Here is a 26,054-nt window from a genome sequence, read left to right as displayed (position 1 = left end):
ACCGCCAGCCACCAGTTCAAGACCAAAGGAGAAACCATAATGAATACAAATAGAGAGTACACTAACCCGCTTGTCGAACAGCGTGCAGATCCCTGGGTATACAAGCATACCGACGGCTATTACTATTTCACTGCTTCTGTGCCGGAATATGACCGGATTGAAGTACGCAGAGCGTTAACGATTGAGGGGCTTCGGGAAGCACAGCCGGTAGTCGCCTGGCGCAAATATGAGAGCGGCCCGCTCAGCGCCAATATCTGGGCACCCGAAATCCATTATATTGATAGCAAATGGTATATTTACTTCGCGGCGGCCCGCACCACGGAGACGAAGGAAGGGCTGTTCGACCATCGGATGTACGCCCTGGAGAATACTTCAGCGAACCCGCTGGAAGGGGAGTGGACCGAGAAGGGGCAGGTGAGAACCGCCTGGGAATCCTTCGCCCTGGACGCTACGACGTTCGAGCATAAGGGCGTGCATTACTATGTATGGGCGCAAAAGGACCCTAAGATTGACGGCAACTCCAATCTGTATATCTCAGCCATGGAGAACGGCTGGACGCTCAAGGGTCCGCAGACGATGATCTCTTCGCCGGAGTATCCTTGGGAGGTCATCGGCTTCAAGGTAAACGAGGGTGCTGCCGTACTGAAGCGGGGCGGCCGGATCTTCGTGAGCTTCTCGGCCAGCGCCACCGATCACAACTATTGTATGGGGCTGCTCACTGCATCGGAGGACAGCGATCTGCTGGACGCCGTATCCTGGACCAAGCATCCTGAACCAGTGTTCCAGACCAGTGAGGAGAACGGGCAGTACGGCCCGGGACATAACAGCTTCACGGTGGACGAGCACGGCGGGGATGTTCTGATCTACCATGCCCGCAGCTATAAGGAGATCACCGGAGACCCGCTCTACGACCCGAACCGCCACACCCGTGCGCAGCGCCTGCGCTGGAACGCGGACGGCACGCCGGATTTCGGCGTGCCGGTGAGGGATGGCGTGAAGTAGGGCAGAGTTCAGTCGGGAAGAGAGTAGGATAGCACGCAGAACTGCGGAGTTCCGTTGAAGTGCATTTCGCAGGCGGGCTACCGGCTGCAATAATGGAACAGGACAGGAATAGCTGTATTGCCTGTACCCGATAAAATGCAAAGAGTCCCGCAACCCTTTGGAGGGGAGCGGGACTCTTTGTGCTGAGCCTCTGGATTAGCCAATGGTCTGGTGGCAGAGCGCCCTGGTAAGGCATCTGCCGTTGCATTTTATGCAGGATTTCCGCACAGGCCGCTCTTATTGGGCTACATTGTTGCATTTTATGCAGGATTTCCGCACAGGCCGCTCTTATTGGGCTACATTGTTGCATTTTATGCAGGATTTTTCTGAATTTGTTACTGTCTGTGGCACATTGTTGCACTTTATGCAGGCGTGTTGATTACCCATATTATGGGATGACAAAAACACCTAGATGATCTTTATGCCGTAGCATCCCCCACTGAACCTGCCACTCCAGCGGAAGATTAAATATACGCCAATGCTGCATAAATTCCCAAAGAGTCAGTTCGGCAAAGACCGGTACCTTCGGATGAATTTCATCAAAAATGTACTTCAAAAGCACATACACAGCAAGGGCCACAAACAATTGGTTATATACTGCATTTTCGGTGGTTCCAAATAAACAAGGGACATTCAGATGCTGCTTCATCCAGCGGAAAAAGACTTCAATCTTCCAGCGTGCTTTGTAGATTTCAGCAATCACCTGAGCAGACTCTTTTCTCAAATCGGTCACGACTCGCACCACTTCACCCCGGTCGTTTTCAAATTCAACGACGCGGTGGCGCTGGGTAGATTGATGTTTCCCTTGACCAATATAACAAGTGATATCGCGTACAATTTGGGTGTCTCCCTCTGCCGGTCGCTGAAGCTTTCGCGGCTTTACCAAATGGAGATTGTCTTTTAGACGAATCACAAAAGACTGACCTTGCTGCACATATTGATCCAATCGACCGATTTTTCCATACGCTCGATCCTGAACTAAAATGTAGTCCTTATGGGCCAAGACTTCTCCAAATGGAGCGTCATTGCGCCGGGCAATCGATTCGACCACCTTCAAGGGGGAATGCTGGCCATGCGAATGAGCGACATGCAGCTTCAGGCCCCCTCTGAATTTTTTATACGGAGCCCAAGACATGCGGGAGTTCGCCGCCGTAACCGTCGTCGAGTCAATCAGCAGCAGATCTTTAGGCAGATTCAGGTGACGCCGGGTTTGCCGGTTACATTTCTGGACAAGCAGTTGAAACAAACGTTTGAAGATATCGTAAGGAACTTCACCGGCTTTGCCCGAAAGAGTGGAGTAATGAACCTTAGGCAAATCGAAGTTCGAGCCCACGCGGGCACTTTGACGAAAGCCATCCCATTGGTGGTAGCAGGCTTGGACAAAGTAGTCGAACAACACACCAACGGTCATTTTGGTTCCGGTATCCTCGTAGTCCTCGGTTTGCCCGGTCACCATTTCAACTTCTTCTGGAGTTAATACTTGTTTGAATACGGCTAAGAATGGGGTATTATTATTCATGAGGTCGCCTCATTTCGGTTTGGTTTGGTCGTACTTACCATTACCCGAAATGACGGCCTTTTTTGTCCCTTTTATTGGGAAATCAACACGCTTGCACTTTATGCAGGAATTCCAGCAGTTTGGTGCTGATTTAAGTTGTAATGTTGCATTGTGTGCAGGATTTCCGCACGGGCCGCTCTTATTGGGCTACATTGTTGCATTTAGTGCAGGATTTTCTCATAGCCGGTTCTATTGAGCCGCATTGTTGTATTCCGTGCAGGATTGTCGTGCTAACTGGTCGCCGTGCTTTATTCTGCGCAAACACCCTTATTTGTCCCCTAGAGGAACCGGAACAGTCTGTCTATAGAACTTAATATAGTGGAAGCCATCCATCATCAGGAATTCCGGCTTCTCCGTGGTCTGGAAGGAATATGTGCGTTCCCACAGGATATTGCCGTTCTTGAGATCCCACGGGCGGGAATCGGATATCGAACTGACGGGAACGGCGGCTCCTCCGGCTTGAACAGCCAAAGTGTCCTTGTCCAGCATAGTGAACTGCTTCCCGGCAATCACGATATCATAGCCGTTAGCAGTCCTAGTGACACTGCGAATCCAGAGCTTCTCCTCGCCGACCAGAACCGACCGGTCCGAAGGCAAGGCCAGAGAGATCGGCTCTTCAACGTTCTGGTATCCGCTGAAATTATCCAGTACAAGTTCAACACTCTGCGGCTTGTCTGTCGGCAGCACATCGTATTCTATGATAAATTCCGGGGCTCCCTTTTTACTGGAATTCGTACCCCGCATCGACCGGAAATCAACCTCAGTCCCATTCACATATAGTTTGGTTACAGCAGAGAATCTTGGATTTTCGCCATTATCCATCTTATAATGTCCTTTTACGATGGTTGACGTAGGAGAAGCCGTAATCGTGTCATAGTAGACGGTTCCCTGATCCACCGGTACAGCCTGGTCAATATCTGCGACGAGCAGGCTTTTCATGGCAAGGTTCGGGTCATATTTGAAGGAGATAGGATAGTGTGCCACTTTCCCGTTCTCCAGCAGTTCGCTGAAGGTAACGGTCAATGTTCTGGAGAAGGGGCTGGCCGGCTCGAATTTGTATACTCCTTCGAAGCGGCTACTGTCCTTGCTGCCGCCGCCGCTCCCCCCCAGCGGATCTGAATCCGTCATGAACCCTTCCAGTTTATCTACTCCGTAACGGAGTGAATAGTTGCCGTCAGGGAAGTCGCCGGTATATATACTGCCTGAAGCCGGATCAATGCTGTAATACATCGTCAGGGCATTGTCGTCTGCAATTACCCCGTTAATGGTAATCACCGTTCCGTCACCTAATGTTTTGCTTTTATTGACGCTTTGACCGTATCCATGGTCCGCCAATTCAGAAAAGGCCATGGTATTCAGCTCAGTCTGACTGAACAGCTTCCCGCCGTAATAGGCCAGCGCAGGATACTGATAGACGCCCACTGTCAGTAACATGGCTGCTGCGGCTGTGGCGACCCAGGACCGTGCCCGTCCAGCCCGTGATTTCCGTCTAACCGGAGCCTGCTCCAGCGCCTTCCGCAATCTGCCTTCAAGTTCTGACGGCGTCTTGATCTGCTGATGTTTCTGTAATCTCTCCTCGATCGTTCTCATAACGGTCACCTCCAATCATAGCTTTTAGTTTCTGTATCCCCTGCGAGATTCTGGACTTGATCGTGCCGACCGGCGCTTCGGTGATATCGGCAATGGTCTGATACGGCAGATCGTGGACATAACGCAGCTCAATCGCCTCCCGCTGCCGGGGATTCAAATGTGCGAGCAGAACGGACAGATCCATTTCAGACTCGGTATCGCGGTACGGGTTAGTTGCAGTCCATGCCTCCATTGCAGGCTCCGGCGCCTCGTCCTCCTCCAGGGGAACGAACCGGTTCTGGTTGCGGAGGACCGTTTTGCAGCGGTTAACCAGAATGGTTTTGCTCCAGCTGTAGAAGGCCTCGCTCTTCTTCAGTTGCGCAAGCTTCTCATAGAGCGTGACGATCATGTCCTCCATTACATCCATCGCGTCATGCTCATTCCTCATGTAGCTATAGGCAAGACGGTAATAAGCGTCCTGTTCGGCTAGGATCAGTTCTAATAATGCTTCTTTGTTGCCGCGCTGTGCGGCTCTGACAAGACGGCTTATATTCATGTGCTCACCCCTTTCACAGATAAGAGTGCGTAGCAGCCCGGAAAGTTCATTATGCTCTCAAAAAAATATCCACAGCCTATTCCAGAGGAATTCTTAGTCTCTGGAGGGCTGTGGAGGGAGCGAGGAAGAGGCAGGAGCTGGCGGATGCTCTCACGCTCATTCGTAGAACAGCAGGCGCTTGGCATAAGCGTTGCGGAACTCGGTGGGAGTGAGGCCGACAATTTTTTTGAACGATTTCATGAAATTATGGCAATCCTTATAGCCTAGCTGCAGTGAGACTTCGCTGACATTCTGGTTGGTGTCGGTCAGCAGGAATTTCGCCAGCTCCATCTTCTGCTGCAGAATATATTGCTTCAGGGAGATCCCGGAGATGACGGTGAACAGATGGGAGAGATACTTCTCGTTATAGCCGAAATAGGCGGCGATCTGGGATACCTTAATATGCTCGCTGCGGCTCCATTTAATGTAGTCCACAATATCGTGGTAGAGCTGCTCCTGCTTCGTTCTTTTGAACGGATCGGCATCGGTTGGCAGGGTCTGGCTATACAGCTCGCACAGAATAACGGTAGACATATAGTTGCCCAGCACCGTCTGATTGTAGCTCCGCACCGAGTCCTGGAGCTGCTTCATCATGACGATGATTTTCTCGACATTCCGCAGGGTTCCGTATTGGGGCAGGTGAATAACGTATTCTTCCTTGTCGCCGTTTGACGGAGGGGGGGCCGCAGTCTGACTACCGTTCGCAGCATGAAAATGCAGCCAATAAAAGCTACAGTCCGAAGACTTGTACCCGTATTGTCTGGTAAGCGGAGGCAGGAGCAGGAACTCGCCTTTGGAGACCACGAACTGCTCGTTGTCACCCGCCAGATAGAGCACGCCTTCGGTCATAACAATCAGCTCATAATCCTGTAAAATCCGGCTTAAGTGAATCCACTCCGCCGAGGGGGCCACGAATTTGCCGGTCATCTCCAGATGTACCGGCTTATCTACCAGCAGTGTGAATGCAGTCATGTTATCATCCCCCTCGGTGTGGAAATAGTCTTATCCTATTACCATATCAAATAAGGGCTATCTTGCATACAGCAGAAGCTGCATCCGAGATAACCCTTGTGTGGAACAGTGTGTTGCATTATGCCAATGGTTATTCTTTCACAATCTGAAGCTTATATTCCTGCACGGTGACATGATCCTCCGCCTTGACCGTGAGCTTCACCTCAGTGCGGCTATGCGGCAGCTTGATCTCGCGCGGGAGTGAATCCTCGATCAGAATCCCGTCTGCATAGACCAGGGCATTGTGATGGTGTGGTGTAACGTTCAGTTGTACCTGGCTTGCCGCTTGCGGAACGCTCAGGCTATACGTGGTTATGCCGCTGCTGAAGGAGGTAGACAGCGTTCCTTCACTGAAGGCAAGCTGGCGCAGTCCGGCATTGTGATCATAACCGGTCATCATGCGCAGCAGGTCGAAGATGCCATTTTCCTTCTCAGGAACCACGAATTTGACTTCCACCTCAGTCTTGCCGCCAATTGCTTCAGCAGGAATCAGATAACTCCGCTCGTAGAAGCTGCGGGCTTCATCCGTATGCAGCACCTCGCTCGCAATCAGCTCCCCGTCTACATAAATCGCTATTTTCTTACCATTATTTCCTGAGAAATAAGTGACCGAGAGGTAGTTGTCCGTGCGCGGTGCCACCTTCATCCGGTAGCTGAACCAGCCGCCGTTCTCCGCTTTGCGGATGTTATATCCGTCCCAGGTGGCTACAGAGGTGTTCTCTCCCTCAATGCCATGCTCCAGCTCATACTGGTCATTGCCGACAGGCAGGCTGTCCAGTGTAGCGTCCTGCACACGCTGCCGGATTTTGCCCTGTAAAATATGCTTCTGCAGCTCAGCCGAATCCGCCTCGACCAGACGCCAGTAGATGCCGTAACGCTCACTATGCTGCTTATAATGCGGGGTGAAGACCAGCCGCTGATCCTCATCCGTTCCCCGCAGCGCAAAGGCCAGTTCTTCCTGCTCCAGCCGGACTACACGGTCCGCAAGCTGCTCCAGCCACTCCTGCGGGCTCTCGTTCACCGTCGTGATGAAGTCCTTCACCAGCATGTTGCGGGTCGGCACACTGACAGCAACCCCTGTAGCGGATACGGACAGGTCACTCTGGCCCAGAGCGGCGCTCAGCACCACCGGCCCATACTTGAACGCGACCACCTGGCGGGCATCCGGCAGGCTGAAGTGCGTCAGCTTCACCGGCAGCTTGAGCTGAAGCATGTCGCCGTCTTCCCATACTCTGCTAGTCACGATGTAATTTCCGCTGACCGCTGAGTTCACAGGCTGCCCGTTCAATAGAAGCTCAGGTTCTCCGGCCAGCCAATCCGGCAGACGAAGCTTCAGCGTGGTGGACTGAGCCTGAGGCTGTATCACTGAGATCTTGAACTCTACAGTATCACTATAAGGCAGATTGGCCGACTGGATCAGCATCAGGCCGTGCGCGGCAGAATCCAGGGTAGAGCTAAGGTACTGGTTGACCACTATGCTGTCCGCATCGTAGAAATACAGGCTGTCATTCAGCTTGGTGAAACTCTCCATGCCGGTTCCCGTACAGCACCAGAAATGCTCGAACGGCGAGCTGTACACCTTGAAATACCCGGTCGCCATAGGCTGGAAATACATCGTCATCCCGGTAAGCGGGTGCTGTGAGGACACAATAGCATTCAGATACGTGTTCTCGTAGAAGTCGGCGTAACGGGTATCTCCCGTGAGTTTGAACAGCTCGCGGGTCAGCTTGAGCATATTGTAGGTGTTGCAGGTCTCCGCTGTGAAGTTGGAGCGTTCCCGGTCCAGCATATCCGGATCACCGAAGTGCTCCCATTCGCTGTTCCCTCCGGTGATGTAGCTGTGATGATGGACAACCATCTCCCAGAACTGCACCGCCGCTTCCAGATAAAAGGCTTCACTCTCCCCAAGTGTCCGGTAACGGTTCAGCGCACCGAGGAATTTCGGAATCGTGGTATTAGCGTGCTTGCCCTTGAGAATATCCCTGCCCTCATGGACAGGAGTGAAGAGAGTCAGCTCGTCGAAGCTGTGTGCGGCGCTTAAATGGTCTGCTTTTCCGGTGATTCTGTACAGGTCGTAGAGGCAGTCATTCATCCCGCCGTATTCCACCGATAATACACGCTGATGGACCTCTTCAGACCAGGAGGCTGTGCGGCGGTATACCCAGTCACCGAGCTTATCCGCCAGGGCATAGGCCGTCTTGCTGCCGGTGGCAGAGTAGGACGCTGTGAGTCCGGCGATGATTTTGTGCATCGTATACCAGGGGACCCAGGCCGGCTGCTTGTTCTCCACATGATCGAAAAGGCGTTCCTCGAATGCGGACAAGTAACCGCTCTCATGCTGACACAGGGCCAGCTCTTCCAGGAGATAGTTCAATCTGAGCGCCAGCCCGTCATCCCGCGTACAGGCATAGGCCTGGGACAGCGCCGACAGATAGTGGCCCAGCGTGTGTCCGCGGATCTCTGTGTTCTCCCAGCCGGGATATTTGTCGGCACGCTTCGGCAGTCCCCGGTTCTCGCGGAAGCCCGCCAGCAGACGGTCTGGATCATAGCTGGTCAGATAATCAATCTCCTTGGCAAAGGCGTTCGCGATATACGGATCGGACACACGGACCTGGTCCATGCGGTATTCCTCGTACAAAGGCTTACCCTGAATCGGGGCCGCAAGCGGCTGATGGGGTGTAATTGTCATTTTGTATCCTCATTCCTATAGGTTCTGTAGGGTTACTGCTGGATGAATATCCTATATTTAAGCTTATAGATAAAGGGCTGGTGGGTAAATAGTGATTGGATTGAATATGTGTGAAAAGGTTAGATTAGTGGAGGGAGACGCAAAAAAGCCACAACCGCTGCTGGGCAACAGGCTGTGGCTTAAGGTTTGTGAAAGGTAAGGGATTAAGGAGGTAGGAGCTCCTTATGGAGTGTACTGCTGCACGATCGATACAATCTGGCCATCCTGAATCGTGAGGTGATAAGGCGAACCGCTTAGATCGAATATATCCGTCTTGGCGAATTCATGAATGAACTGCTTCAGCGTGAGCGATTCGTTCCAGTTAATGTCCAAGTCTTCGAGCTTGCCGGTGCGGTCATAGATCTGCATGGTGACCTTGGCATCCGGGGCTACCGTATAAGTGGTCAGCGTGTCGCTGTCATTCACGATATAGTAACCGTCCGGGGCACCGCCGATTTCGGCTGCGGATTCCGGCTCCCGCTGAGCGAAGACCGCGTCGGCTGCCGCGCCTTCATACCATTCGATTTCATCTCCGGTGAGCGTCGTCTGACCGTTATGGTTCTCTAAGGAATGTATATACACTGTCAGATGCTGGGCCAACCCCTCACTCTTGGCATCTGCGGTTTTTATGGTTGTGCTCGCCGTAGTCACGAGGGAAAGAAACAACAGGACCAGTACAGGAAGCAGGTAGACGTTTTTGTTTTTTAACATTATGAATTTCCCCCTTGGCGTAATCTTGCGCGGCATGAGTCTACACTCCTTATTTACCCTGCCGGAATATTCTCAAACTTGTTTATACCCTAATAAACGTTGGTTCAGCAGAAATGTTGCAAAAGATTTTTTAACTGGGTATATATAACAAATATTCCGTCTTTGTCAACCTCTTTTGAACCGTTCAAACCAGATTGACCTGCCTAATTAAGGGATTTATGATATAGGAATATCTGGATTTTTACTAGAATATCTGGTTCTTGAGGGGCGGTATTGGTTTGCAACAGCACACTACAATTCAAACAGAACTGGCTGCTTTTCTTAGAAAAGAAGGCCAGACAATCAATCAGTTCGCAGGAATCTCCGGTGTCAATTCGGGAACGCTCAGCAGCATTATTAATGGTAACCGTCCTATTGCCATGCAGCAGCTGGACCGGATTACCGCCGGAATGGGGCTTCCTGAAGGAGCATTTTATGAGTTATATATAGATGAATGTGTCGTACATTCCGCACCCGACTGGCGGCGGCTGGGACCCTTCCTGCACCGCTGTGCGGAGCTGGACAAGCTGGAGTGTATCCGGCAGGTGGTTCAAATCATCATGGACAATATTACATATGCCCCGCTACTGTTCGATACGGCGGAGGAATTCTACGGGCAAGGCAAGCTTCAGGCAGCGGCTCTGCTGTATGAAGGGGTAGCCGACACTGAGAAATATCAGCATTCGGAGCGGCTGGCCCTGTGTCAGTACCGGCTGTTCACGATCCGGATCGGCCAGAGCCCGGAGGCGGATTTCCGTGCGGCGACCCGGTTTGAATATTTTGTAGAGCGCCTGGAGGAAATAGACCAGCTGGAAGCGCTTCGGCAGCTGGCGGATATCTATATAGCTCTACAGCACTGGGAGAAGGCCAGACTACTGGCAGAGGAGCTGCGTCATAAGACATCTATCCAGTACGAAATCAGATTCTACAAAACGAAAAAGAAGAAGGAGCTGAGGCAGGCGCCCAGACCTCTTTGCTTCTATATATTGTATGCTTACTGGCTGCAATCCAAGGTATGCGAGGAATCCGGTGAATATGAGCGGGCGCTGGAATATGTGGGCCTTTACACTGAAATGAGCTGGATTGTCGAGGAATCAGAAGAGGTTCAGCAGATCCGGGCGCAGTTCAGCAGGCTGGGGACAGTCTGCAAGTCTCTATACCGTCTGATGTGCGGTGAGCTTGAGGCTCTACCCGAGGTGATGGAATCTATCGGCACCCCCGGGCTTGGACTGCTGGACGGGCTGCTTAAGACAGTTCAAGCAGCTAACCGTTATGGCTGGGAAGTGGACGGGCTTATCAGCCGCTTCCAGCCGCTGCTTACACCGGAGGGAGCAGCCTTCGGGCAAGCCGAAGGAACTCCGGGCAGGGAGACGCCGGAGCAATATCCGGTACTGCTCTATGAGCTGGCGCTGTACTCTCTCAAAGCAGAGAAGATAGAGCAGGGGATACGTTATATCTTCGGGAGCCTGGAGGCTTCCGCCGCACTTGGCAGCATAGCCTGTGTGATCCGCTGTGTAAGATTATTCGAGCAATTCCGGCCGCATGCTTCAGCAGAAGCTCAGGATCGGTATAAGCAGCTTATTAATAGGGTGCAGATTGCTCATGCAGAGCAGACGGTTAAGACACAAGACCAGTTGTAGTATGCCATAGTTCGTATGCAAGGAAGCCCCTTCCGGGATGGAGGGGGCTTCTTAGGATGGACCGAATGTATGCGGAAAACCGAACACATTGCGTCAGGTGGTGGTATGCGGGCGTAATGTAATCGAAAAACCGATCACATTGCGCCGGGTGGTGGTGTGCGGTCCGAATGTAATCGAAAAACCGATTACATTACGCTGGGCGGTGGCGTGCGGTCCGAATGTAATCGAAAAACCGACTACATTGCGCCGGGTGGTGGTGTGCGGGCGTAATGTAATCGAAAAACCGATTACATTGCGCCGGGTGGTGGCGTGCGGTCCGAATGTAATCGAAAAACCGACTACATTGCGCCGGGTTGGTGGTGTGCGGGCCGAATGTAATCGAAAAACCGACTACATTCCGCCGGCCGCCAAGCCATTTCCACTCCATCTCGCCCTTACCACGCCCCGGCCCCACCACGCCCCGGCCCCACCACGCCCCGGCGCCACCACGCCCCGGCCCCACCACGCCCCGGCCCCACCACGCCCTTGCCCTACCCTCCCACTCGCCCCGGCCCTATCGCGCCGGTGCGAAGCCGGCGACCTCGCTGAGGATCGCATCGATCGCCTTCAGTGTATCCGGCTGAAGCTCAGCCTCCACGGCCTGCGAATTCTCCCGCACCTGCTCCGGTCTGCTGGCGCCGATCAGCGCCGAGCTTACGCCGGGCTGGCGCAGTACCCAGGCCAGGGCAAGCTGGGAGAGCTTCAGGTCCAGCTCACCGGCAAGCGCATCCAGCTTGCCAACAACCTCCAGCACATCATCTCGCAGGTAGCTGCGGATGACGCCGTTCACGGACGCATCCGCGCCGCGCGTACCGGCCGGGGGCTGTTGGCCCGGCTTGTATTTGCCGGTCAGAATGCCCTGGGCCAGCGGGGAGAAGACCACTTGTCCCAGGCCTTCCTGCGCCGATACTTCCAGCACCTCGTCCTCGATATACCGCTCGAACATGTTATAGATCGGCTGGTTAGCAGCCAGCGGACGCAGATTCAGCCTGCGGCTGATGCCAGCCGCCTGGGAGATCTGGGCGGCGCTCCATTCGCTGACGGAGGAGTAGAGGATTTTTCCCTGGGCCGTGAGGTCGTCAAGAGCGCGGAGTGTCTCCTCCACAGGCGTATCCTGATCGAAGCGGTGGCAGAAGTACACATCGATATAATCCGTGCCCAGCCGGCGCAGGCTGGCTTCGCATTGCTCCATAATATGCTTGCGCGATAACCCGCGGTCATTCACCCCGTCCCCCATCGGAAAATACACCTTGGTGCTAAGGACATAATCGGAGCGCTTGTACGCGCGGAGTGCAGCACCCATGGCTTTTTCGCCTTCGCCCCGGTTGTAGGCATTGGCCGTATCGAAGAGATTGATACCGCATTCAAAAGCAGCGGCAATACACTCATCCGCCGCCTTCTGCTCGGCAGCCGTGCCGTATGTAAGCCAGCTCCCCAGGCCAATCTCGCTAATCTTAAGTCCGGTGTTGCCCAGTCTTCTGTATTTCATATTATATTCATTCCTTCCATAGAAGATTATGATGAAGAACGATCCCGTCTATCGTATCATATCCGCCGCGTCAAGCGAATGCACACCGGGTTATTCCCCCTTTTGCTGGAGGGCGTGCACGTTTTCCTTGTAGATAAGCCTGTACATATGTCAGCACATACGTCTGTACATACGGTAGATCCATCGTCCGCATACGGTGAATCTACTTTTTCATCTGCTGTGTATTGTCGGAGCGGACGTTCAGGTGACATAATCGAAGAGCAGAGCATCTGCACACAGGAAGGCGTGAAGGACTTGAACTATTTCCGGAAGCAATCATTCAGCAGCAAACTAAAAACCGCATTCTTGGCCGTGATCCTCCTCTCCGTACTGATGACCGGGGGATTGTCGTATTCCATCTCGGCGGCGACTCTGGAGAAGAATGCGCTGAAGCTTACCCAGGATAACGTTGTCAAATCGGCGCAGATTATCGACGAGAAGCTGAACAAGCTGATGCTGATTATGATGACCTTTATGATCAGTCAGCCCTTTCACGATATGATGAGGGATGTCGTCACCGGGGACACGGGCCGGTATTATACTCACCTGAATGATCTTGATAACGTTTTCTCACAAGCGCGGATTGCGGAGCCGCTGATCCATTCGATCTATGTGTCCACGCCGATCGGGGAGTTCTACCCTTCCTCGATGAACCGGAACCGTCTGACGGAGTTCAAGGATACCTTACTATATGAGCGGATCGAACAGGAGAAGAAGAATACATGGGTGGAAGGCCATGAGGACATGCTCTTCTCCGGGAAGGAACGGGTGATTTCACTGATTCTGGAGCCTATCTTTGATACAGCGGTCCGCGGGGTCTATATTATCGTCAACATCCGTGAAGACGGCTTCCGCAAGCTGGTGAGCGGGGACACCGGCGGAGGGGCGCGCAGCTTCCTGCTGAACGCGGCAGGCAGTCCCGTCTATTCTGTGAAGGACCCGCTCGTTCTGCAGGCGGTGGAGGGGAGTGATCTGACCGGAATGATCAGCAGCAGCCGGGATCTCAGCAATACCTTCAAGCTGGGAGGCGAATCGTATCTGCTGAACTATGCCCATCTGGGCATTGCCGATTGGACGATGACCACGATTCAGTCCAAGGCCGGCGTGCTGAAGGATATGATCTATGTGAAATGGCTGCTCGTGGTGGTAGCCCTCTTCGCCTTCACGGTTACAATGATGGTATCAGGAGCCTTTACCCGTTATCTGCTGCGTCCGCTGCAAGGTCTGATGAAGGTGATGAGGCGGGTGGAGAGCAATGATCTGACTGCCAGATTCGAGAGCGGGAGCGGGGACGAGCTGGCCCAGGTCGGGATGCGGTTCAACCAGATGCTGGAGCAGATTGTAGTGCTGATCGGAGAGGTCACACAGGCGCAGACCAATAAGCGCTCGGCAGAGATCAAGGCCTTGTCGGCCCAGATGGACCCCCATTTCCTGTACAACACGCTGAATACGATCTACTGGAAGCTCAATCTGCAGCAGGTGAAGCAGTCGCAGAGCATGGTCATGTCGCTGTCCCGGCTGTTCCAGCTCGGGCTGAACAAGGGGCAGGAGATCACTACGCTGTCTAAGGAACTGGAGCATGTCCGCATGTATCTGGAGCTGCAATGCAGCTGCTATGAAGGGTTATTCCGTTATGAGATCTTTGTCGAGAATGAAGCGCTGGTTACCCTCCCGATTCCGCGCATTCTGCTGCAGCCGCTGGTCGAGAACAGCATTCTGCATGGCTTCCGCAACCGGGAGAGCGGGGGGCAGATCGATATCGAAGTCTTCGATGAGGGAGCACGCTGGTGTCTTAAGGTCAGTGACAATGGAGCTGGTATGGACGAGGAGGCGGTCCGTGCGCTGTTCCGGCGGGAATCGGAGAAGGGCTATGCCGTATCCAATCTGATCCGCAGGCTGCAGCTCTATTATGGGGACAGTGCAGCATTACGGGTGGACAGCGGCCTTGGCCGGGGGACGGCGGTTATCATATCTTTACCCAAACGGGAGGAGCATCAGGATGGACGATCATAGTGTAACCCTGTGTATCATTGATGATATTAAAAGCGTCGTGGAAGGTCTGACCTGCATGAATTGGGCGGAACACGGCATCCGGGTGGCAGGAACGGCGGCTAACGGTGAGGATGGGCTGGACCTGATCGCGAAGCAGCAGCCGGATCTGGTCATTACGGATATCCGTATGCCGAGGATGGACGGGCTGGCCATGCTGCGTGCCGTACTGGAATACCACCGGAACTGTAAAATCATTCTGGTCAGCGGGTATGCCGACTTTGAATATGCGCAGCAGGCGGTACAGCTCGGCGCGTTCGACTTCGTGGTCAAGCCGTTCACGGAAGAGGAGATTATGAAGGCGGTGCTGCGGGCGAAGTCGGAGATTATGGAGGCGCGTTCCAGACAGGATACCCTACGGGAGATGGAGAACAAGCTGCGGGAGAGTCTGCCGGTGCTGCGGCAGGAATATTTCGCTCTGCTGGTCAGCCACAGAACGTCGTGGGAGCAGGCGAAGGCGCGCTGGGAATTCTTAGGCATCGATCTGAACCCCAAGGGGTTCGTGGTGATGCTGCTGGAGATCGATCACTTTCAGGAGCGGGCAGCAGAGCTGTCCATCCGCGAGGTGGAGCTGATCCGCTTCTCCCTGCTGAATATCACCCAGGAGACTATTGCCGGGCATACGCGCTGCGTGGTGTTCCGGGCCAAGCATAACCGCTATCTTGCGGTGATGAATGACTGTGGTCCGGCCAGTGCAGTGGAGATTGCCGAACGCTGCTGCAAGAACATTGAACGGTATACCAAGTTCACGGTATCGGCCGGGGTCGGAGGCCGGGTGGAAGAGACCAGCGAGCTGCCGGATTCCTACCGCCAAGCGCACCGGGCGCTGGCCCATCATCTGTTCACCGGAGGCAATGCGGCCATTATGTATACAGATGTTCACCAGAACGGAAGCCAGGAGCCGCTGGCGCTGGAATATAAGGACGAGCTGCTGCTGGCGCTGCGCTCCGGCAATGTCAGCCGGACTGGCGCGATCCTCGCAGCGATCTCAGAATCGCTGCAGAATCTGAGCTCCGGGCACAATCCCGATTATTTGCTCGCTCTGTATGAGGAGCTGGCCGCATCAGCGATCCGCACCTTCTATGAGCTGGTCCCGTACGGGGAGATTCAGCCGCTGATCCAGCGGTTCCGGGCGGTGCAGGGAACAGCGGGACTGCCGCTTGCCACTCTTCAGCGGCTGCTGCTGGAGCTGTGTACAGAAGGGGCCGCCCTGGTGCGCAGAAGCAGCTTGTCCGAAGGGCAGAAGGTGATCTATGAAGCGGTAGAGTATATCAAAGGCCGTTTGTCCGAGGACATCACGGTCGGGGAATGTGCGGCACATGTTCATCTCAGCCCCAGCTATTTCTCCAGCCTGTTCAAGAAGGTGAACGGAGTGACCGTTACCCAGTATATTACCGCAGAGCGTATTCACCGGGCCAAGCTGCTGCTGGTGGAAGGGGCGCAGGTGCAGGAGGTGGCTGCCGCTGTGGGGTATGAGGAGCGCAGATATTTCAGCGAGATGTTCAAGAAAATCACCGGCCAGACGCCGTCGGAATTCAGGGCGGGGTACCACCCGGACCGCCACGAGGAGTCCTACCCGTGACAGCGTCCGATCCGCAACGGTGCAGCGTCCTGTATGCCAATTACTTCACACACACGCAGCCTCACTCCGTTCAGTATCAGGACGGGTTATCCTTCTATCTCTTCAGACTTCAGATGGAAGGGACCTGCCGTGCGCTGGTAGGAGGAGTGTACGAGACGATCATCCCCGGCGATCTGCTGATCTATGCTCCGGATCAGCCGTACGAGCTGATCGTACAGCCCCGCAGCTATCCAGGCTCTGGCGGAGTTCAGCCCGCCTCGGATTATTTCCTGATCGCCAGCGGCGAGTGGCTGGACTCGTGGTGGCAGGACCGCAGGCTGCCGGCCCGGACGAATATCGGCTTCGATGATACGGTCATTACCCTATGGAAGCATATTGCCGGCGAGAAGAGGAAGGTGATGCGGCATCAGGAGGAGCTGCTGGATTATTTGCTTAGAACGTTCTGCCTGACGCTGGAGCAGGTGATCCAGGCACGGCGGCGCACTAAAGGGGCGGAGACTGCCTACAAGCTGAAGCAGTTCATTGACAATCATGCCCATGAACCGCTCAGCCTGGAGCAGATCTCCGCCTCCGTAGGGTTAAGCATCTCCCGTGCTTCCAGTCTGTTCAAAGCTGCTTTTGGCCAATCGCCATTCGCCTACTGCATTGATGTCAGGCTGAAGTCTGCCGAGCAGCAGGTGCTCTACAGTACACTCTCACTGGAGCAGGTTGCCGACAATACGGGCTTCCAGAGCTACGCCCATTTCTGCCGGATGTTCCGGGAACGGTATGGCGCTCCCCCGGGAGAGTACCGGCGCAGCTTCGGCTTCCGGTTCAATCCCGGGTGAGTCCGGTGGTGTAGAGCACCTGATTGGACGCAAGGAGTAAGGCTTGCAGCCGCTCATACTCCACATCCTGAACCACGCCGTCCGCCTCAAGCGCCAGTACAGCAGCGGCGGCCGCCGATTGTCCCAGAATCATGAAGACCGGCTCCATCCGGATGGAGCCGTAGGCCGCATGAGTGGCCGACAAGCATACCGGTACGATCAGGTTGGTGCATTCGCTGCGTTTCGGCACCATCGCCCGGTAGCTGATCGGATAAGGCTCGTCCAGCCGGATGTAGAATCCGCCCTCTGTGCTGACATGCCCGTCTTCGTTCACATAGTATTGCGTATGGTGCGAGTCCATGGCGAAGGAGCCCATCCCGGCGGAATCCGGCACCGGGTGCTCCCGCCTTACATCATGCTCCGTCACCACATAATCTCCGCTCATTCTGCGGGATTCCCTGATGTAGAGCTGGGAAGGCCAGTGGCCGCTGTCCGTGAATTCATCGAGCGGCAGGCCCCACGGCTTATAGGCTTCCCGGATCTCCTCCGGCACCCGCGGATGGTTCTGGATCGTCCAGACATATCCCTGCTGGTAGATGCGGTGGGCCTCCCATATCTGTTCCCGCGCCGCATAATCCGCCTCTGGATAGCAGTGGTTCATCCCGTTGTAATCTGTTGATATACCGCTGTTGTTATTGGAATCGGTCTTGTCCGAAGTGACCCGGTTCAGCTTGAAGAAGCGTGAGCGCTGCCCCTGCTCAATGGCCCGGAACAGAATCTCATAATCGGCTTCGTGATAGCCCTCAGGCTTGCCGACCATCATCCGGTTGCCCGGATTGTCTGTCAGACACATACGGAAGTTATAGGCTTGCAGCTTACGGTCCCCCTCGCCGGCATCGCCGCCGCGGCCCGCATTAACACGCGAGAGTAATCCGCTCGAAGGCACTCCTTTAATGACATAGGGGTCAATTCCCGGAGGGAGTTCGTTCAGTTCAGGTCCGGGCTGAATGCCGTTTAACGTCTCCCCGTACTGTGCGTTCGGCTCACGGCCGACCACATAGGACACGCCGGAATGGCCCATCAGGTCTCCCTCGTAAGAGGCGTCAATGAACATTTTACCGTGATAGACCTTCCCGGATTCCATAGTAATGGAGGTGATTCTTGCGCCTTGCCGGGTTACCCCATTCTTAAGCTCCAGCCTTTCCCCGCAGACGACTTCAAGATGATGCTCCGCCACCCAGTCCTGCAGCACCTCAAGCGCAACCTTGGGCTCGAACAGCCAGCACGCCCCGTCCTGCGCATATTTCTGCGCAATCCGCTGATAGAATTCCAGAGACAGACCGCCGACTGCCTCTTTCATTCCCACATCCGTATCACCCAGCCCTCCGGTGGTCATGCCGCCGATCCTCCGGCTCTGCTCGATGACTACCGCACTTTTGCCCATGATAGCTGCCTGGACAGCCGCTGTAATGCCTGCAGCCGTTCCGCCGTATATGACAAGATCATACTGTTTCATCCGGCTCATCCTCCTTCGTGGTAACGATTTTGCCTGCAAAAATGATTATAAGCCGCTGCCCGGACCCGCGTGAATGATGGATCTTCCTGATTCAGTTGACGGATCTTACTGTTTTGTCCGAAAGCCCGTTTTCAGGGAAAAAGTCTTTTGAATTCGCGGATGGCCTATGATAAGTTGTTTGCTGAAAAACGGAATATGCCCCTGCTTCAGGAGGCAGACCAGGAGGAACTATGAAACCACAATTTCGCTATTTGAGCAAACCGGCGCTTGAACCTGTACCAGGCTGTGACTGGGCGGACAAAATGGTGTTGAATCCGGCGATCATTCAGGACCCTGACTCGGATGACATTCATATGCTGTTTCGGGCAACGGGCCCGTGGCCGCAGAAGAGAAGAGAGGGCTGTCATGATCCCTATCCGATTTTTTTGGGCTATGCGCGGAGCAGGGATCGGGGAGAGACCTGGGAGGCAGATTTTTCAAGACCAGCTCTGGCTCCGGCCCTCGGGTATGAAGAGGATGAATTGTACATTACGGACATTTACGGAAAAAGAGTGCGGAATTATGCCAACGGTTGCGTGGAGGACCCCCGTATCTTTTATATCGGGAACGAGCTGTATGTCACGGTGGCCTGCCGGGCCTTTCCCCCTGGCCCCTACTGGCTTAGCAGCCAGCAGCCTCCGGTCCAGACGCGCTTTGAATATGTGCCCGATTGGATCTTCGCGGGAGAGAGCCCAGACCCGTTCATTCAATCGGCCCGGGCGAATGATACGGTCAGCGTTCTGTTCAAGCTGGATTTAGCCAAGCTGAAGGAGGGAAAATATGAAGACGCTTTCGGGTACGTAGGCCCGCTTACCGAGGGGCATGTCAGCGATAACCGTGATGTGTTCCTGTTTCCTGAGAAGATGAGGATTGCAGGTAAATGGCAATATCTGATGCTGCACCGGCCGATGAATGTCCTTCCCTTTGCAGGCGGGGAGCAGGCGGGCAAGCCTTCCATCTATCTGGCGGCGGCAGAATCGATTGCGGATTTCGCTTCACCTGCGGCAGTCCACCGGCTGCTGGCCAGTCCGCTGTTCGATTGGGAGGAGAACCGTGTGGGGGCAAGCTGGCCGCCGGTCGCCCTGGGAAATCAGGAGTGGCTGGTGGCTTATCACGCGAAGAAGAATGTACAGTTTGGCTATACGCAGTCCTTTATGATCCTTAAGGAGCAGGAGAACGATTTTCCGGTTATTATTCACCGGTGCTCTGACCGCCTGATGTACGCTGAGCGGGATTGGGAGATGCCGGAGGATTACCCTACGCCCTGCCTGTTTACCACGGGAGGCATTGTTATGGGGGAGGATTTAATCATGTCTTATGGCGCTGCGGATCAGAAGGTTGGCATCGCCTGGGTTCATTTTGCGGAATTATTGGAGTATATCCGGACATTTGATGAGAACGGCATCCTGCTGTAACGGGAGAGCCCGGCCGCTGCCGCCTGCCGCAAAGAATAGAATTCTGTCCCTCAAGAGTGAGTCTGCCGCACTCCTTTTGCGGGAGGGGTGGCCTATAATAGAGAACGAGCTCACAATACAAATGTCAATCAAAGGGGTAGAACGTATGCAGAAAAAATGGTTGGGCCTCAGCCTGAGCCTCATGCTGGCCGCCGGAATCGCCGGCTGCGGCGGGAACGGGAACAATAACAAGAGCGGCGGTGCGGCAGAGGGAACACCCGGAGCGGCAACAGCGAGTCCGACAGCTTCGGCCGCAGCAGAAACAGGCGAGCCGGTACAGCTTAAGTACTGGACGGATGACCGTCATGACCAGGAATATATCAAGGAACTGATCAACAAGTTCAATGAGACGAACGGCGAGAATATCCAGGTGGAACTGACAGTCATGTCTGAGAATTACGCGCAGAGCGTTGACATTGCCTTCACCAGCAACCAAGCACCGGATATCCTGCGTCTGAAGAGCGGCAACACCCCCGAATTTGTCAAAAAAGGCTATCTGGCTCCGATTGACGATTACCTGACCGACGAGATCAAAACGAAATTCGGCAGCTTGCTAATCGACAATGTCAACCGTTTTGACGGCAAGGTGTATTCGTTGGCCAACACCGGCCTGACCCTGCGTCTGATCTACAATAAGGATCTCTTTGACAAAGCAGGCATCGCGAATCCTCCGGTATCGTTGCAGGAAATGGTCGATGACGCCAAAAAAATCACTGAAGCCGGCAAAGCCGAGGGCATATACGGCTTCGCGCTGAACTTCAAAAGCCCGAAGGCGGCCTTCGACCGTTCGATCCGCGAGATTCTCTCCTTGAGCGGCTACCAGGGCCTTGGCTTTGACCTGAAGACAGGCCAGTTCGACTTCGCGCCTTACTCTCAGGTTATCGAGTATTTCAAGCAGATGTACGAAGACAGAAGTATTCTGCCGGGGGCGGAGACACTGGATATCGACCCGCTGCGCGCCCAATTTGCCGCAGGCAAAATCGGCATGTACCTCAGCTTCTCGACGGAGCCGGGCGTATACCAGGACCAGTTCCCGACAGAGATCAACTGGGCAGGTGCGCTGGCCCCTACGCTGGACGGGCAGATTAAGGGAACCTCGGAGATCGTATCCGCCGGCACCTGGCTCGGGATCAGCGCGAAATCGGCGCATCAGGAGGCCGCCTGGAAATTCATGCAGTACATGTACGGCGACGATATTCTGAAGACGTATCATGAGAAGGGCTTCGGGATTGCTGTAGTGCCGAGTATTGTGGAGCAGGCTCAGAAGCCGGAAATTGGCGGTATGGAAGGCTTCCTGGTCGGTGAGCATGACTCGCTCTGGCCTGCTGTGCCGAACGTCACGCCGGAAGGCTCTACCTATGCGGATGCTTTCTTCAAGTATATGCTCTCGGGCGGGGATGCCAAGGCCATTGCTGCTGATCTGAATACAAGATACAATGACGCATTGTCCAAAGCAGTGGAGAAGGGTGAGGTTACCGTTACACCGGACCCGGCCTTTGATCCAATGAAGCCGCAGGGAGAATAACGGGTTACACAGGGGCTTGTACGGGATTCCCGGATCAGCCCCTTTGCTTTCCCTGAAGGAGACTAATTATGATTTACAAATGGAAAAGACTTGGGGAGAATTCCCTGTTCCTGGCACCGAGCATCATTCTGACACTCACGCTCGGCATCTATCCTCTGATCTGGATGCTGCGCTATATGTTCTATGATTATGCCGGATACGGCGAGGCGCTGTTTACCGGGCTGGACAATTTCAGCCGGCTGCTGCGGGATACCCTGTTCTGGGAATCGGTCGGCAATACCTTCATTTTTGCCGGAGGGAAGCTGCTGCTGACCCTGCCGCTGTCCCTGCTGCTGGCTGTTATTCTCAACGGCAGACTGCGCGGGTCGAATCTGCTCCGGGGCATTTATTTCATGCCGACGGTTATAAGTACCGCAGTGATCTCTGTTGTTTTTTATAACATCTTCAATTCCTATAACGGGATGGTTAACACAGTTCTGATGAAGCTGCATCTGGTCTCCCAGCCGGTCGACTGGCTTGGTCCGAAGCACGCCATGCTGACGGTTATTCTTGTGGCCGTATGGGGTGCCGTAGGGAACTATATGCTGCTCTTTCTCGCCGGGCTGCAGAGCATTCCGCAGGACCTGTACGAGAGCGCGTCCATCGACGGAGCGAACGCCGGAAGATGCTTCTGGAATATTACGCTTCCGATGCTGGCTCCGGTAGCCCAGATGGTCATTATGCTGGCGATTATCGCTTCGCTGAAGGGCTATGAGAGCATCATGGTCATCACCGAAGGCGGACCGATCGGCAAAACGGAAGTCATGTATCTCTATCTCTACAAGCTGCTATTCCCTGTATCCACCGGTTCACCGGTAACGCAGCAGCTCGGTTACGGCAGCGCCGTGGGCTTCGCCACCGCTGTGATTGTCGGAGCGGTAACCGGCCTGTACTTCTTCTTCAGCCGCAAAATGAACAAGGTGTATTAGGAGGCTTATCCAAATGAACGAATCTGTGATATCCAAGCAGCCCGCAGGGCGGCCGCAGACGGCTGGCCGGACGCCCGGTTTTGCCGGAAGAATCGTGACCCGGACCGTGATGTGGCTTTTCCTGCTGGCAACGGCGGTCCTGACCCTGTTTCCGCTGCTGATGACGCTGACCGGTTCCTTGAAGACCGGGGCAGAGATGATGACTGGCGGAACCCTGTTTCCCGCCAAGCTGCAATTCAATAATTATGCTGAAGCCTGGAAACAGGCCAATTTCGCCCGCTATACCTGGAACAGCGCTTTTATGAGTGTGATGGTGACGGTGGGGACGCTGCTGGTGGCCTCGATGGCTGCTTATGTGGTGGACCGGCGTGATTTTCCGGGGAAAAGAATCTATGTCACAGTGCAGGCGTCCATGATGTTCATCTCGGTCGGGGCCATCGTCCTGCGCCCGCAGTTCGATCTGATGGTTGCGCTGCATCTGAATACGACGCTGTGGGGGGTTATTCTGATTCTGGTCAGCGCCCATTCCAGCACCTTCTTCATGCTGCAGGGCTTTTTCAAGGCGATTCCCCGGGAGCTTGACGAGGCGGCCATGGTGGACGGTTCCGGCTTCATCCGTACGTTCTTCCGCATCATTCTCCCGCTGCTGAGTCCGGGGCTTGGCGTGGCTGGATTATTCGCCTTCCGCCATGCCTGGAACGAATACATTCTGCCGCTGGTCTTCACGATGACCAATCCGCAGCTGCAGACGCTGACCGTCGGGCTGGCTAATCTCCGCTACGGCTCATCGGCTGCGATGCAGATTCATCTGATGATGGCCGGGGCTTGCCTGTCCATTCTGCCGATGCTGCTGGCGTATGTATTAGCCAACAAGACCTTCATCCAGGTGACGGCCGGGTCGGTGAAGGGGTAATAAATCTAAAGTCATAGCGTATAGGAGGATAAAGATGAATTACGGACATATTACAGTGCCGCAGGCAGAGGTGCCGGTCTCCTGCGAGGTGGATGTGCTGGTTATCGGCGGCGGGGCGGCAGGGATTGCCGCCGCGATCTCCGCTGCCGAAGGCGGAGCAAGCACCATGATCGTGGAGCAGCGCGGGTATCTGGGCGGAATGGGCACCGTGGCGCTGGTGCCTGCCTTCTGTCCCTATACGGACAAGGTTAAGCCGATTATCCGCGGCCTCGGCCTGAAGCTGATGGAGCGGATGAAGCAGGCTTGTGATCCGGGCTATCAGGAGGAATACCGCGAGCAGCTGGACTGGGTGCCGATTGATCCTGAAGTGTTGAAGCGCGTCTATGACAGCGCTGTGCTGGAGAGCGGTGTGACGCCGCTGTTCCACACCTTTGTTTACGATGTGGTGCGGTCTCCCGATGGGCAGACGGTAGAGGGTGTACTGATTGTCAACAAATCCGGGAGGTCCTTCATCCGCTGCCGTTATATCATCGACTGCACCGGCGACGGCGACATTGCTGCCCTGTCGGGCGTGCCTTTCCAGAAGGGCGGCGATGACGGAGAGCTTCAGCCGGGTAGCATGTGTTATCTGCTGGCGAATGTAGACCGTCCCAGCTTCAGCCGCTTCCTGGCGGAGACGGGAGATACAGGTCAATTGCACCGGACCGTGGAGCAGGCCATCCTGGAAGGAGCGCTGCCGGAAGGCCGCAAATCGATCTCCGGCCTGGCCTGGGTGAGCGATCAGCTGGTCGGCGTGAACTTCGGCCATGTGTTCGGGGTGGACGGAACGAAGGCCGAGGACCTTACTCGCGGAGCCATTGAGGGCCGCCGGACGGTGCTGCGGCAGCTTGAATTCTTCCAGAGGCATGTGCCCGGCTTCGAACAGGCGCATCTGGTGGCAAGCGGAGAGCAGCTTGGGATCAGAGAGACGCGGCGCATCCAGGGCGATTATACGCTGACTGTGGACGACTTCGTGGCCGCGCGTTCTTTCCCCGACGATATCGCCCGCAATGCCTACTACATTGATATCCACTTGGCGACCAGCAAAAGTGATATGACCTTCAATCATCTGCCGCCGGGCGTCTCCCACGGGGTGCCTTACCGGGTGATGCTTCCGGTAGGCATCCGCAATCTGTGGGTAGCGGGACGTTCCGTGTCCTCGGACCGGGCGGTGCAAGGCTCGCTGCGCGTCATGCCGAACTGCTTCTCGATGGGCCAGGCCTGCGGGACGGCAGCAACGCTTGCGCTCCGGGACGGCACGGATTCCCGCAGCATCTCGGTTCCTGAGCTTCAGCAGCGCCTGCTGGAGCAGGATGTGTGGCTCGGGGAGAATTTCACTTCCGGGGCAGCGGCTCAGGATGCGGAGCAGGCGCAGTGAGCAGTGTGAAGAATGTGAAGAGCGAGAAGGGCGAGAAGAGTGTGAAGAGCGCGGAGAGTGAGAAGAGCGCGGAGAGTGAGAAGAGCGTGAAGAATGTGGAGAGCGCGGAGAGTGTGAAGAGCGTGAAGAGCGCGGAGAACGTGGAGAGCGTGGAACACGAGAAAAGTGTGAAGAATGTGAGGAGCCTTCCTTTGCGGGAGGAGTGGTTTCATGGGGCGGTCTCGCTGGAGCACCGGCAGGAGGGCATCAAGCCCTGGCGGATTCCCTTCCGGGACTACGACCTGTATCCGCCGGATGGGATCGGCGGCAAGGCGGAGATCTGCTCCGGTATCCGGCTGCGGCTGGCATCCGGCTCGGAGACCCTCCTCCTCTGGTTTGAGCCGCTGGCGGAGGACGCTTCGCTGGATTGCCTTGCTGACGGCCGGCTGGTTCAGACGCTCACGCTTGCTGCGGGAGCTGCGGAGGCCCGCTTCACCCGGCTTCCCCCAGGTATGAAGGGGCTGGAAATCTATCTGCCGCAGAACACCGGTATGACGATCAGCGGTCTTGCAATTGATGATGACGCTGTTGCTGAACCGCTGGCGGACCTGAGGCCGCGCTGGGTGACGTATGGAAGCTCGATTACCCAGTGCGTGGCAGCTTCTAGCCCGTCGCGCACCTGGCCGGTGATCGCCGCCGGGGAAATCGGCTATCACCTGACCAATCTCGGCTTCTCCGGCAACTGCCTGATGGAGCCGATGATAGGCCGGCTGATCCGGGATCTGCCGGCTGACCTGATTACCCTGTGCGTTGGCGTGAACATCTATGGCGCAGCGTCCTCCAACCCGCGGATGTTCAAGCCGCTGCTGATCGGTCTGCTGGAGACCATCCGGGAGAAGCATACAGAGACCCCGTTGGTGGTCATCTCGCCTATCTACGGAACGGAGCGGGAGACGGAGGAGAATCCGCTCGGCTTCACCCTGCCGCTGATGCGCGGGGAGATCGCTGAGACAGTGGAGCTGCTGCGGGCGCGTGGAGACCGTCATCTGCATTACCTGGATGGTCTGGAGTGGTTCGGCCCGGCGGACGGGAACCTGCTGACCGACGGCCTGCACCCCGGCCCCGAAGGCTATGAGCTGCTGGGCAGCCGCTTCGGAAGCAGGCTGGCGGCTGCGCTTCGGGGCGAAATGCTGGATTAGTACAGCATCAGATTTAGAACTGTAAGAATGAACCTCAGGGGTGTTAAAGTCTGAGTATGAACATCGAGCTAGTATTAGGCTGAACCTGCACCCGTTGCCGACTTTTAACTTTTACATTTAAGTATCTGATTGTATTTCCTGCAATAGA

Annotated in this window: 19 protein-coding genes; 11 read left to right on the top strand and 8 right to left on the bottom strand. The window is 55.2% G+C overall.

Annotated features, from left to right (window positions below; genetic code table 11):
- Positions 1–39 precede the first annotated feature (39 nt).
- A complete protein-coding gene (locus NSS64_RS20555; RefSeq protein ID WP_341141347.1) occupies positions 40–1,002 on the top strand; it encodes a glycoside hydrolase family 43 protein in 963 nt (320 codons plus the stop codon).
- 427 nt (positions 1,003–1,429) lie between these two features.
- On the opposite strand, the gene NSS64_RS20550 is transcribed toward NSS64_RS20555, so the two are convergent.
- The 6 genes from NSS64_RS20550 to NSS64_RS20525 form a co-directional block, all read right to left on the bottom strand.
- Positions 1,430–2,560: an IS4 family transposase gene (locus tag NSS64_RS20550; RefSeq protein ID WP_341141346.1), complete on the bottom strand. Its 1,131-nt coding sequence runs from the start codon at positions 2,558–2,560 to the stop codon at positions 1,430–1,432.
- 306 nt (positions 2,561–2,866) lie between these two features.
- Positions 2,867–4,189, bottom strand: coding sequence for a DUF4179 domain-containing protein (locus NSS64_RS20545; protein WP_341141345.1), 1,323 nt, complete (start codon positions 4,187–4,189; stop codon positions 2,867–2,869).
- Complete coding sequence (locus NSS64_RS20540) at positions 4,128–4,724, bottom strand: sigma-70 family RNA polymerase sigma factor (RefSeq protein ID WP_341141344.1); 597 nt, start codon at positions 4,722–4,724, stop codon at positions 4,128–4,130. The genes NSS64_RS20545 and NSS64_RS20540 overlap by 62 nt, the downstream gene beginning before the upstream one ends.
- 156 nt (positions 4,725–4,880) lie before the next feature.
- A complete protein-coding gene (locus NSS64_RS20535) occupies positions 4,881–5,735 on the bottom strand; it encodes an AraC family transcriptional regulator (protein ID WP_341141343.1) in 855 nt (284 codons plus the stop codon).
- A gap of 130 nt (positions 5,736–5,865) precedes the next feature.
- A complete protein-coding gene (locus NSS64_RS20530) occupies positions 5,866–8,463 on the bottom strand; it encodes a beta-L-arabinofuranosidase domain-containing protein (protein ID WP_341141342.1) in 2,598 nt (865 codons plus the stop codon).
- A gap of 222 nt (positions 8,464–8,685) precedes the next feature.
- The gene (locus tag NSS64_RS20525; protein WP_341141341.1) at positions 8,686–9,213 is read right to left on the bottom strand and encodes a hypothetical protein; all 528 of its coding nucleotides are present in this window, start codon (positions 9,211–9,213) and stop codon (positions 8,686–8,688) included.
- A gap of 278 nt (positions 9,214–9,491) precedes the next feature.
- On the opposite strand from NSS64_RS20525, the gene NSS64_RS20520 reads away from it, so the two are divergent.
- Complete coding sequence (locus tag NSS64_RS20520; protein ID WP_341141340.1) at positions 9,492–10,892, top strand: transcriptional regulator; 1,401 nt, start codon at positions 9,492–9,494, stop codon at positions 10,890–10,892.
- Positions 10,893–11,445: 553 nt separating this feature from the next.
- Here NSS64_RS20520 and NSS64_RS20515 read toward each other — a convergent pair.
- Positions 11,446–12,420 carry an aldo/keto reductase family protein gene (locus tag NSS64_RS20515; protein WP_341141339.1) on the bottom strand — a complete coding sequence of 325 codons (975 nt, stop codon included), beginning with the start codon at positions 12,418–12,420 and terminating at the stop codon, positions 11,446–11,448.
- A 294-nt stretch (positions 12,421–12,714) separates the two neighbouring features.
- Between NSS64_RS20515 and NSS64_RS20510 the strand changes: the two genes are divergently transcribed.
- The 3 genes from NSS64_RS20510 to NSS64_RS20500 are packed head-to-tail and all read left to right on the top strand — an operon-like array spanning position 12,715 to position 16,917.
- Complete coding sequence (locus NSS64_RS20510; RefSeq protein WP_341141338.1) at positions 12,715–14,472, top strand: cache domain-containing sensor histidine kinase; 1,758 nt, start codon at positions 12,715–12,717, stop codon at positions 14,470–14,472.
- Positions 14,459–16,090, top strand: a complete 1,632-nt coding sequence (locus tag NSS64_RS20505; protein WP_341141337.1) for a response regulator — start codon at positions 14,459–14,461, stop codon at positions 16,088–16,090. Before NSS64_RS20510 ends, NSS64_RS20505 begins: the two co-directional genes overlap by 14 nt.
- Positions 16,087–16,917 (top strand): AraC family transcriptional regulator, encoded by an 831-nt coding sequence (locus NSS64_RS20500; RefSeq protein WP_340942812.1) that lies wholly within the window; start codon positions 16,087–16,089, stop codon positions 16,915–16,917. The genes NSS64_RS20505 and NSS64_RS20500 overlap by 4 nt, the downstream gene beginning before the upstream one ends.
- On the opposite strand, the gene NSS64_RS20495 is transcribed toward NSS64_RS20500, so the two are convergent.
- Positions 16,904–18,412 carry an FAD-dependent oxidoreductase gene (locus NSS64_RS20495; protein ID WP_341141336.1) on the bottom strand — a complete coding sequence of 503 codons (1,509 nt, stop codon included), beginning with the start codon at positions 18,410–18,412 and terminating at the stop codon, positions 16,904–16,906. The two genes, NSS64_RS20500 and NSS64_RS20495, sit on opposite strands and share 14 nt — an antisense overlap.
- 230 nt (positions 18,413–18,642) lie before the next feature.
- Between NSS64_RS20495 and NSS64_RS20490 the strand changes: the two genes are divergently transcribed.
- From NSS64_RS20490 to NSS64_RS20465, 6 genes are all read left to right on the top strand, one after another.
- Positions 18,643–19,866, top strand: coding sequence for a glycoside hydrolase family 130 protein (locus tag NSS64_RS20490; protein ID WP_341141335.1), 1,224 nt, complete (start codon positions 18,643–18,645; stop codon positions 19,864–19,866).
- A 145-nt stretch (positions 19,867–20,011) separates the two neighbouring features.
- Positions 20,012–21,430 carry an ABC transporter substrate-binding protein gene (locus NSS64_RS20485; RefSeq protein WP_341141334.1) on the top strand — a complete coding sequence of 473 codons (1,419 nt, stop codon included), beginning with the start codon at positions 20,012–20,014 and terminating at the stop codon, positions 21,428–21,430.
- A 68-nt stretch (positions 21,431–21,498) separates the two neighbouring features.
- A complete protein-coding gene (locus NSS64_RS20480; protein WP_341141333.1) occupies positions 21,499–22,398 on the top strand; it encodes a carbohydrate ABC transporter permease in 900 nt (299 codons plus the stop codon).
- Between the two features lie 13 nt (positions 22,399–22,411).
- Positions 22,412–23,311: a carbohydrate ABC transporter permease gene (locus tag NSS64_RS20475; protein WP_341141332.1), complete on the top strand. Its 900-nt coding sequence runs from the start codon at positions 22,412–22,414 to the stop codon at positions 23,309–23,311.
- A 34-nt stretch (positions 23,312–23,345) separates the two neighbouring features.
- The gene (locus NSS64_RS20470) at positions 23,346–24,728 is read left to right on the top strand and encodes an FAD-dependent oxidoreductase (RefSeq protein WP_341141331.1); all 1,383 of its coding nucleotides are present in this window, start codon (positions 23,346–23,348) and stop codon (positions 24,726–24,728) included.
- The gene (locus tag NSS64_RS20465) at positions 24,725–25,906 is read left to right on the top strand and encodes an SGNH/GDSL hydrolase family protein (RefSeq protein WP_341141330.1); all 1,182 of its coding nucleotides are present in this window, start codon (positions 24,725–24,727) and stop codon (positions 25,904–25,906) included. Before NSS64_RS20470 ends, NSS64_RS20465 begins: the two co-directional genes overlap by 4 nt.
- The last annotated feature ends 148 nt before the right edge of the window (positions 25,907–26,054 follow it).

It is taken from the genome of Paenibacillus sp. FSL H8-0122 (genome assembly GCF_038005345.1).
In the GTDB taxonomy this organism is placed as follows: domain Bacteria; phylum Bacillota; class Bacilli; order Paenibacillales; family Paenibacillaceae; genus Paenibacillus_AQ.
This window is presented reverse-complemented; position numbering and strand designations above follow the sequence as displayed.